The sequence below is a fragment of the Mesorhizobium sp. P2_B5 genome, assembly GCF_056404775.1.
This window is the reverse complement of the sequence record NZ_JBFUDJ010000025.1, coordinates 1-9,124: the sequence shown is the minus strand read 5'-3', so window position 1 is coordinate 9,124 and position 9,124 is coordinate 1. Positions and strand designations below refer to the sequence as shown.

The 9,124-nt window shown below is 57.2% G+C and carries 9 protein-coding genes and 2 pseudogenes; 6 read left to right on the top strand and 5 right to left on the bottom strand.

Translation table 11 applies throughout. From position 1 onward, the window contains the following. Positions 1 to 666: 666 nt before the first annotated feature. The 3 genes from AC1D1N_RS32220 to AC1D1N_RS32210 all read right to left on the bottom strand — a co-directional run bounded on the left by AC1D1N_RS32220 (position 667) and on the right by AC1D1N_RS32210 (position 3,943). Positions 667 to 1,113: a Ros/MucR family transcriptional regulator gene (locus AC1D1N_RS32220; RefSeq protein ID WP_436258544.1), complete on the bottom strand. Its 447-nt coding sequence runs from the start codon at positions 1,111 to 1,113 to the stop codon at positions 667 to 669. A 1,548-nt stretch (positions 1,114 to 2,661) separates the two neighbouring features. Continuing rightward, positions 2,662 to 3,408, bottom strand: a complete 747-nt coding sequence (locus AC1D1N_RS32215; RefSeq protein ID WP_436258545.1) for a Crp/Fnr family transcriptional regulator — start codon at positions 3,406 to 3,408, stop codon at positions 2,662 to 2,664. A gap of 346 nt (positions 3,409 to 3,754) precedes the next feature. After that, the gene (locus AC1D1N_RS32210; RefSeq protein ID WP_477353320.1) at positions 3,755 to 3,943 is read right to left on the bottom strand and encodes a DUF3606 domain-containing protein; all 189 of its coding nucleotides are present in this window, start codon (positions 3,941 to 3,943) and stop codon (positions 3,755 to 3,757) included. A gap of 212 nt (positions 3,944 to 4,155) precedes the next feature. Here AC1D1N_RS32210 and AC1D1N_RS32205 point away from each other — a divergent pair. Then, a pseudogene (locus AC1D1N_RS32205) lies at positions 4,156 to 4,428 on the top strand (ATP-dependent DNA ligase); the annotation flags it as partial. A 180-nt stretch (positions 4,429 to 4,608) separates the two neighbouring features. Here AC1D1N_RS32205 and AC1D1N_RS32200 read toward each other — a convergent pair. Further along, positions 4,609 to 4,909, bottom strand: a pseudogene (locus tag AC1D1N_RS32200) (DUF1236 domain-containing protein). A 210-nt stretch (positions 4,910 to 5,119) separates the two neighbouring features. Between AC1D1N_RS32200 and AC1D1N_RS32195 the strand changes: the two are divergent. The 4 genes from AC1D1N_RS32195 to AC1D1N_RS32180 all read left to right on the top strand — a co-directional run bounded on the left by AC1D1N_RS32195 (position 5,120) and on the right by AC1D1N_RS32180 (position 6,529). After that, positions 5,120 to 5,401 (top strand): hypothetical protein, encoded by a 282-nt coding sequence (locus AC1D1N_RS32195; protein WP_436258547.1) that lies wholly within the window; start codon positions 5,120 to 5,122, stop codon positions 5,399 to 5,401. A 52-nt stretch (positions 5,402 to 5,453) separates the two neighbouring features. Further along, positions 5,454 to 5,762, top strand: coding sequence for a DUF1236 domain-containing protein (locus AC1D1N_RS32190; protein WP_352591566.1), 309 nt, complete (start codon positions 5,454 to 5,456; stop codon positions 5,760 to 5,762). A 176-nt stretch (positions 5,763 to 5,938) separates the two neighbouring features. Beyond that, a complete protein-coding gene (locus AC1D1N_RS32185; RefSeq protein ID WP_477353318.1) occupies positions 5,939 to 6,283 on the top strand; it encodes a low affinity iron permease family protein in 345 nt (114 codons plus the stop codon). A 36-nt stretch (positions 6,284 to 6,319) separates the two neighbouring features. After that, entirely contained in the window at positions 6,320 to 6,529 is a 210-nt protein-coding gene (locus tag AC1D1N_RS32180; protein WP_352591560.1) for a hypothetical protein, read from the top strand. A 78-nt stretch (positions 6,530 to 6,607) separates the two neighbouring features. On the opposite strand, the gene AC1D1N_RS32175 is transcribed toward AC1D1N_RS32180, so the two are convergent. Beyond that, positions 6,608 to 6,766 carry a hypothetical protein gene (locus AC1D1N_RS32175; RefSeq protein WP_352591557.1) on the bottom strand — a complete coding sequence of 53 codons (159 nt, stop codon included), beginning with the start codon at positions 6,764 to 6,766 and terminating at the stop codon, positions 6,608 to 6,610. Positions 6,767 to 6,954: 188 nt separating this feature from the next. Between AC1D1N_RS32175 and AC1D1N_RS32170 the strand changes: the two genes are divergently transcribed. Then, entirely contained in the window at positions 6,955 to 7,437 is a 483-nt protein-coding gene (locus tag AC1D1N_RS32170) for a DUF982 domain-containing protein (RefSeq protein WP_436258549.1), read from the top strand. Positions 7,438 to 9,124: the final 1,687 nt, after the last annotated feature.

Below are 9,124 nucleotides of genomic sequence, written 5' to 3'. Positions count from 1 at the left end.
CAGTCTTAGTTGAGCGATCGCTAATATGCCTGTAGCTTGGGCAGTGCGGGAAACCCGAATACCAAATGTCCCATGGGTAGCATCGGACCAGTTCGCCGCATTATCAGAAGGCTGTCCTAAGTGCTCTCAACTGTATTGCGGGAAAAGCTGGTTTGCGAATGCGGTCGCACCGGGTATTTGAAACTACGAGAAGACGCTCAGCCCCTCAGCGGCACCTGGGAATCCTACAGCTTGGAGGGTTTCGAGGGCGGCAGCCTGACGATCACCAGTTCGGGAAATATTCCAGGGGACAAATTGGCCTATCTCCATCCTTTGTGTCCTCAGTGCAGTCAGTGGGGCAGGGTGAAGTATGCCAGCAGTGCCTGAGCCTGCAGGAAGGGCGATGTATAGTCTATAATCGTCGGCTGCGGTTTTCCGCCGTCGCGAAGGACCTTAGCCAGTTTCTTGAACAAGTGAGGGTTGTCTCTAGCGCTGGCTGCATTGCCATTTACGGTCGAAAGGCCCTGGCCCTCGACGCTCAAAGTGTATTTTGGCGGAATGGAAAATAGCCGGCGCCGCTCGCTCGAGGTTGCCTGAATGGCGCCGGCTGGGCGGGATAGAGGGCCGCCGCGCTCAGTAATAGCCGAGTCTTGACGCGGCGTCATGATTGCATATGGCTCAGTCGCCCTAAGCCTTCGCCTTGCGCTTTGTGGGTGCCGTCTCTTGCGGCGATGGCCTTTGCCCAAGCCCCGCAGCCTTTGCCAATTCCGATCGCTTTTCGGAATAGCTAGGCGCTGTCATGGGGTAACTGCCGGGCAGGTCCCATTTGGCGCGATAGGCCTCCGGCGTCATGCCGTGTTCGGCCATCAAATGGCGCCGAAGCGATTTGAACTTTTTTCCTTCCTCGAGGCATACGATGTGATCCGCATGCACCGAGCGTTTGGGGTTGACGGCGGGCTCCTTAGGTTCGGCCGGCGGCGCGATCTGTCCGCCCAAGCCTGACAATGTGGCGTGCACAGAGGAAATCAGTTCGGGCAAGCTGCCGACGGGCAAGGGGTTATTGCTAACGTAGGCGGAGACAACATCCGCCGTTAGTTCGGCTAGTTCGGCTGCGTGGTTATGTTCGTCAATCATGTGTTGGTCCCCGTTGATGAGACCTGTCTAATAGACCGGCTTTATGTGCGCAACCGCACGCCTGGTCCGCTATCGACCGACTCGGCTTGCCAAGCTCGCTTTTCGCTACTTGGATAGCGACAGCTGAATTCTCGTTCATCGGCTGTTCGTGCGGCTCGGCGACATAGTCAACAGCTTCGGCAATAGTCCATCGCTTCGTTTTGGGGCATGGACATGAAGCGCATGTAACAGGAAAAGCATGGCCGACCTCTCTTGCACAATCGTCTCACGCAACCGTCATTCACCACCCAAATGGCTAGAGGCGCTTAGGAGCCGTAGCGCAGCCGGCGACACAGCCGATGATAGCTGGGCGCGCTTTGAAGGTCTCGAACTGCATGGGTTAACAGCATCAAGACAAGAGAACCACCAGGGCAGCCGCGAGTCCGGTAACTACTGCCATCCAAGCGAACGTCGCTGTCGTCGAGATGTTCGCGAGGATTACGCAAACAAACTTGCGAGCAACGCTTTGCCCCGCAAGGGCGCTTAAACAGGCAATGGGTGCAGGACGGCGTTAAGGCACAGATCGAGGAGATCACGCCGAAGCCGAAGAGGCGCTAGAGCAAACAGGATATAGGCGCCAAGCGCGGCCATCAGGAGCAAGCGGCCATGCCAATCATGTCGCGCTGGGTGTAGCGCCAGACCCCGCAGTGAACGCACCGCAACCAACCTTTCGCCGCTCATTGACATTTGCCGGGCAGGCACTCCAGAAGGCTTGCCCGCCCGTTTCCGCATTCGGGCGGTCTTTTTTTCGCGTTGGCTTTTTAGCGTGGCTTAATGTTCCGTTTACCGTGAGCGCGCATCCTTTTGTGGTGCGGCAGTGTTCCAGTACCGCGCTGCTTCAGGCAACAACTCGTCCTCGCCGGACCCCTGAGAGCGACGAGAGCGAGGTTGCAACCGACATCTTCAACGTTCGTTGAACTCGCGCCGGTTGATTCCGGCTACTCCAGACCGATTGCCCGCTGGCCCAAGCCGGCGGGCTTTTTGTTTTGCCGCCGTAAAGGTTGGGAGACATTAGCTTGCTCCGCCAGGCTTAACGCTAGCGTCCCCTTCCAGCACGTACGATCCAAATTTGTGAGTTGCTGGAACATCTCGAAACATCCGAACTTGTACTATTGCACTGATCTCTCAGTGCGTCCCCAGCCCACTTGCCCGCTGGGCTCACCGGCGGGCCTTTTTGGGCTGGCGAGAAGCCCGCCGTTTCTCCATAGACGGCGGGCTTTTTCACCTCCGTTGGAACCAGCTTCAGGCCACCAAGTTTGATGGTTGCAGCGCCTCCTGCCGCTGAGTGCACTTCATGACAGCCTCGCCCGCTGGTTTAACCGGCGGGCTTTTTTGTTTGCCTCATGGAACTGCGCAAATGCCGCGAGGTTAGTTGAGTGCAGCGGTATGGCGCATCTCCTCCCGCTGCCGACTGGTCCCGTAGGACAGCCGGGCCCGCGCTTCCCTCACTAGAGGCGCGGGCCACCGCTTGCCTCGCTGTACGATTTCTGGGAGGAGCGAATGGAGATGCTAATCGACTGCGACTGACGTTACATCCAAATAGAGTGGGTCTCGCAGGTTCAGGTACCCGGGGTCGAAGTCTGCCATCTCGCATAAGGCGTCCCAGTTCAGAATGACCAGCCGCCCTTCTTTGTGCTCCAAAAGCCCGTCAGCACGCAGTTTCTTCAACATGCGATTGACGTGCACTACGCTCGCGCCGATTGTCTCGCCGATCTGAACTTGAGTTAGCGGTAACGGATAAGAATGGTCTCTTACCAGCCCCATGACCGTCATGCGCACGTAAAGCTCACAGGCAAGGTGGGCTAATCTGCCCACCACATCATGCCCTCCCAATACCTTGACCCAGGCGCGCGCGACCGCCGCGTCTACCAAACTTTCCCGCCAAAATAGATTTGCCAGGCGAGGTGATTTACGCACAACCTCGAGAATGTCGTGGTGTGAAATCACCGCAATCTTGCTTCTACCGATCGACGCAAGGGTGTGATCCATGATCCTTAGATGCAAGCCTTGGAGATCGGGTATATCGCCGGGGACATGGATTGAGAGCGTTTGCAGGTTGCCGTTGTTCAAAACACTATAGCGTCGCAGGAGCCCCTCAACCACCAAGCAACAGCGGCTGGGTTCGTCCCCTTCCTGCGCAATCTGCTCACCGGGCTGCAACTGCTTACCCACAAGCACCATCGCTTTGACGCTCTCGCGATCATCTGATGAAAGACGACCTAGGCTTTCGAGCTTTCGGATCAGCGGTGTCGTCAAGTCGGACATCGCTGACCTTAGCATTTTGTCATGATCTAACAACGGGCTTTGCCACTCCCGTCCTGTTTTACAACTGGGGCGGCCACTACAGGATTGTCGGCTGGCGGGCTTTCGTTAGAGCCGACTCAGGCATTATTTTTCAGCGTCGGCAAGGCTGAATTCGTGCGTGCTTCTCGCATCCTCATCGACCACACGAAACCAGCGTCCCTGAAGAGCTCGAGGCGCCGCCCGTTGCCCAGTGACTTTCTCTACCGCTGATATCGGATCATCGGCGTCTGTGGCATGAGACGAGACAAGCTCGTCTCCATGCCACTCTTCCACTTGGTATGCTGGCATGCTGGCTTACCTATCGCTTCCCCAGAGCCTTCGCTTCCCGCTCCAGCGTCGCGCGATTGTTCCCGTGCTTGGCGATCAGGTCCTTCACCTGCTGGGGCGTGATCCCGGCCTTCTTGGCGAAATACTGAACCTCATAATCGTCATCGGTTGAAACACGGTCCCGATCGCGAGAACCCCGCTTGCTTTTGTCGTCGGCCATATCGATTCCTCCTGCGATCCTCCGCAACGTCCGGTTGACGTGTTTGTTGCACCAAAAAGCCGATTTCCGGTTTCGGAACTATTTTAGCTTAAGCTTAGGCGGGTGGGAGTGTGCGTGCGCGAAGCGATGGTGAGCGGTTGAGGTTCATCAAGCCGCCGATTGTCGCCGCGCTGGAGAAGCTGCCGCCCAAGGCGCTCATCCTTGACGGCGAGATGATCGCGCCCGAGCCGGACGGTCGGCCGAACTTCCATGAGATCCACTCGCGCATGGCCTGGAACGCCGAACTGCTCGCGTTCGTGGCGTTCGACATCCTGCACAGGGACGGCCAGGATCTGCGCACGCTGCCGGCGATCGATCGCAAGGCAATCCTGGGGGAACTGGTCAAGCCGGCCGAGGGTATCATCCAGTACAGCCAGCACGTCGAGGGCGGCGGCGCTGCGTTCTATAAGGCAGCCGAGCAGATGGGCCTCGAGGGCATTGTTTCGAAGCGCCGGGGAAGCCCATACCGAAGCGGCGGCAAGGACGAGGCTTGGGTGAAAGTCAAGTGCTGCTCTGGAAGCGTGTCCAGCAGGGCACGGGCCGGCCCCCGGCTTGTCAGCTTTCGAAATTATTGCAGCATTACTGCAGCCCGCCGCCGCAGCTGGCGGCGGGCCACAGCCATTCGATCAATCGTAGACCTTGATAATTTTCCGGGTGCCGGGATCGACCAGGACGGGTGCGGTTGTCGACCACAATATACCTATACTTGACGTTCGGGACCTCGTGAAGTTCCACCGTGTCAGGCAAAGCCGTCCCGATCTTGAGTTCGACGCCGGGGATCTTCACCGAGGCGAGCGGCTGCTTTTTCACGTATTCACGGACGACCGTGTCCTGCTCAGGGGTGATGATGACATCCTGCGCTGCGACCGCGCCAACGCCTGCTAACAGCAATGCCGCCGCGGCGACGCTTGTGAGGTGCATTCTCATGATTTTCTCCTCGTTGAACCTGGCGGCAGCACCACGCCTGCTCGCCAGGAAATCGAACTTGAGTAGCAGCAGATTGTTCCTGTCATGGGCTTCAGTCCGAAGCGCATCAGACTAAAGGCCTATCTCGCGTAGACCCTGGACCCTGGGGTGGAACGCTATGTAGTGGCGACCGTTATGCAAATCTAGATAACTAAAATAGGAGACGTAGCCATGGCTGACGGCCCAACTGTTGTTAATTCTGGCGGAGGCGGCGGCACTGCGATCGCTGTTGTTCTTGGGCTTATTGCAATCGTAGTCTTGCTGATATTTACCGGAGTCATCAATATCCACGGCGACGGTGGCAAGGATATCAACGTCAAGGTTGAAGCTCCAAAGGTTGAAGCTCCAAAGGTTGAAGCTCCAAAGGCGGAAGCTCCGGCCGCACCGGCGAAGCCTGCGGAACCAGCCCCGGCGCCAGCTGCCCCAGCGCCAGCGCCGACTAACGGCGGGTGACCTACTCACGTCCGAGACCTCGAACTGACCTGCAACTGAAAAGGAAAATATCATGACCAAATATTTCGTCAGCGCCGCCGGCGCCCTGGTGCTTATGGCAGGCATCGGAACCTCCTTTGCCGAGGACGTCGTTGTCCTGAAGCCCGAACAGCAGACCGTCGTTCGCGAATATATTCACAAGCAGAAACTTGCATCGGTCAGCCTGCTCGGCGTCGAACTCAATGTCGGTACGGCACTTCCCGATACGGTCGAGCTTCACACGATCGACGTCCCAGACGTCCGCTATAAGTACACGGTTGTCGGAGATCATGCAGTCCTCGTTGATCCCGATACACGCAAGGTCGTGCAGATCATCGAGTAATACGAAATGCCCGCCGCTCCAAGCAGGGGCGGCGGGTTTCCTGCAGAGAACCTAAGAGGAGGATGTCCAATGCTTCGTGACAAGGAGACCTGGTTCCTGGAAGCGAGCTGGCTCGCGGCGGTGCCTATTTCCGTCACCATCACCGCACTCGTCGTCTTCTTGACTTCTGCCTGGACATGAACCGCTTCCTTTTTGCAATGGGGGACTTTCTATCCCGCCCTCCGGGTTTTTATTTCTTGCTCATAGCCATGCTGCTCTGCACGGCGGTGGTCCCATTCGGCCTGACAAATGTCGTCACTTACGCATTGTCGGTTGCAGCGATTGTAATCACCGGGGTGGTTCTAATCCAAGGATATCGCGACACAGCCGCTATCCACGCAAAACTTGATGAGATCATTGTTTCGCTGAGGGAGACAAGGAACGACGTCGTCGGATTAGAGCATGCCGAGCCTGAGGAGATTCGGGAAAAACTTCATACGCTGGAAGAAGAGGCACTCGCACGGCAAGTAGGATCTACGTGACGCTTGGTTGCAGTTTTACGAGGAGGACGCGTAGCCATGCCGATCAGACGAAAAGCTGTGGACGCGGGGATTTTTGATCCTGCCGAGTTGGCCTTGCTGGGCCGAGTTTTCGAACAGCTGAAATTCGCAGACCAATCCGCTGATGCGCAAGGCACACTTGCCTCTCGGATCATCGCCAACTATATGGCAGGCGTGGTTGATGAAGCGGAGCTGATTACGCTTTCAAGGCTACCGCTCGGCCGCTAAGGGCGATTCCCGGATCGATCCGGTTTTTATTCTGCAACCAATCCATGAAGGCCACTGACAAGCAGGGCAACCCCCGCGCTACTTCTTAGTGATGTTGCCGTTGTTCAGATCGAAGGCTTCAGCGCCGCGCGTTTGGGCGTAAAAATCGTCCTGCAGTGCTCCCCATTCCCCGAGGTAGCCACCGCACTTACTGCAATGAATCGGCGTGTGCTCTTCAGCACCCTCGGGAATGTCCATCTGGATCGTCCCGCACGCCTTACAATCTAGTTTGTGGTCGAGCCGCTTGTTATCCATTGGATGTGCTTACCGATTGCCCGGCGACCCGTCTACACGCCTATTGACGCATTGTCCCATGTGCTTTTCTCGCGGCGACCGGAACGAAAATAGTGCTCTCTGTCCGGTTCTGGCATCCCCAGGGGTATTCCATGCACGACCCGTTTTTCGCAATTCCAATCATGGTTGAAACGGAAAAGGTGGGGGAGTTTCGCACCTTGAACAGCGTATCCGAGGTCGCCATTTTCATGATGGAGCGCTGGCCGGAATCGCACGGGCCAAGGTATCGGGCTGCACTTCAAGCTTGCACGGGCCCTCTGAGCACAGCCGAAGACGTTGAGAATGCTCGACGTGCCTTTCTGACGGCTGCCAAGGAAGCTGGCCTGAAGGTGAAAGCTGTTTCGGTACAGGACGATGCTCCATTGCCCCGCTCACTTGAGCAGCCCAAGTCGTCCTACATCGGCGATCAGAAACGACGCGACCGAGGGGATAGGGAGGAGCAGGAGGATTTTCTCGTCCGGTTCCTCGCGCGGGAAACGGGTATCACCGAGGCGCAGGCATGTGGACTGATCAAAGTGATTGGCACGGATCGATCATCATTGCTGCGAGAGGCCAGAATACTGAAGGCGCGGTAGCCATGCAGGCGCGGTGCCTATTGGTCCACCAGGACGCCGCCGGTATGGCAGATCGAGTTCTAGGAGAGAGGAAGGGCCTTGCCATCCCGTAGCGAACATACCGACTACAGATCATGCTCAGTGCCGAGGAACTCGCGGTGCTGGACGCTTGGCGGTTTGAGAAAAGAATGCCGAGCCGTTCTGACGCGGTGCCGGAGTTGATTCGCCGAGGTCTCGCCGCGCTCGGAGATGGCGCAGAGGGAGGAGCCCGTTAGTAGACTAGGGGGTTCTCGGTCCGCCAGGCGACTAAAGCCGAGCGGCGTCCGATTTCAGCAGAGATTTGTCGGCTTGGAGGATCTGGCACCGCAAGCTGGCCGGCTGAACTCGGTTCATGGATCGCCAACCATATCCCGAAACGGCTAAGGCGGACGCAGTGTCCATATCAAGCGCGAGGAGATCGACGAAGAAGTTGACAGTCTTTATCGGACGCTTGTTGATGCCGTCTCGGGCACATCCTATTCCAGGGATGGCGTCAAATCACTCCTCGCCAAGGTGCTGGGCTACCTGAGTGCGAGTTCGTTTCGCTGTCGCCAGGACGCGAGACAGATAACCCAAGGACGAAGTCCAGACAGTTTTATCGATCTTGTCCACGTTTGGATAACTATGCTTGGCGATTACACCGGACTTTGGTCTGAAGCCGGATCGGACCAAGTACCATCGCAATAAACGCGATAGTCTTACACTTGGGAATACACGGAACGGCTTAAAGCTAAGGCAGTTGTTTCTCCAGATTCGGAGAAACCAGATGGATAAAAGTGTTGGCCAAGCGCGGTGGTTGCTCGCGCCAATTTTCGTGACAGCCGTCACCTTTCTGGTGATGGGCATGGTGCTTGGCTGACATGTCGTGGATCGGTGCAGCTAGCGTCCCTTCCTGCGCTGATAGGATTCGCGATCTGCTTGGGCGGCTGGCGAATCCTCTTTTTCACCGTGCGCTGAACCCGCTCAGTTCGGGGGCGCCTTTTAGCTCATGCAACCTTGGGAGGTTTACTATGGATCGGCGATCCTTCTTGACTGCAATGTTTGGCATTGCCGGGGCAGCGGCGCTTGCAAGCACTGTCCGCCCAATCGACGCAATGGCCGGTGTTCCAGGCACGGGAAACGGCATTCTCGATGAACTCGAGACGCCACAAGTGGAGCCCTTTGACGAAGATGCACAGGCAGAAGTGCAGCAGGTGTACCATCGAGGCTGGCGCCATCGCCGGCATCACCGCCGTTGGAGAAGGGTTTGTAGGAGCTACTGGCGACATGGTCGCCGCCGCGTCCGGTGCTATCGCAGACGAGTTCCTTACGTCGTTCTGCGATTTTAGCTAGCGGCTATAGCCCCATCGGCCCGTTCCGGCGTAATCGCCGAGAACGGGCCATAGGTCTTCCATTTCAGCGTCGTGGTTCCTCGCATGCCGAAAAGATTCCACAATCCGGCTTGACGTTCAAGGAATTTGTTCCTCTTCTGTTCTCATGGCGCATGAACCGATTGACACGCTGGGCAAGGCAACCCGGCACAACATGCTTGTGAAGGCGGAGTGCACCTGTGGCAACGTCTTTTACTGCCGCTCGGCCGACCTGATGATGGTCTATGGCGGCGGTGTTGCCCGTTGCGCCTGAAGTTCGACTGCAGCCGATGCAAACCGAATATCAAGATCACGCTTCT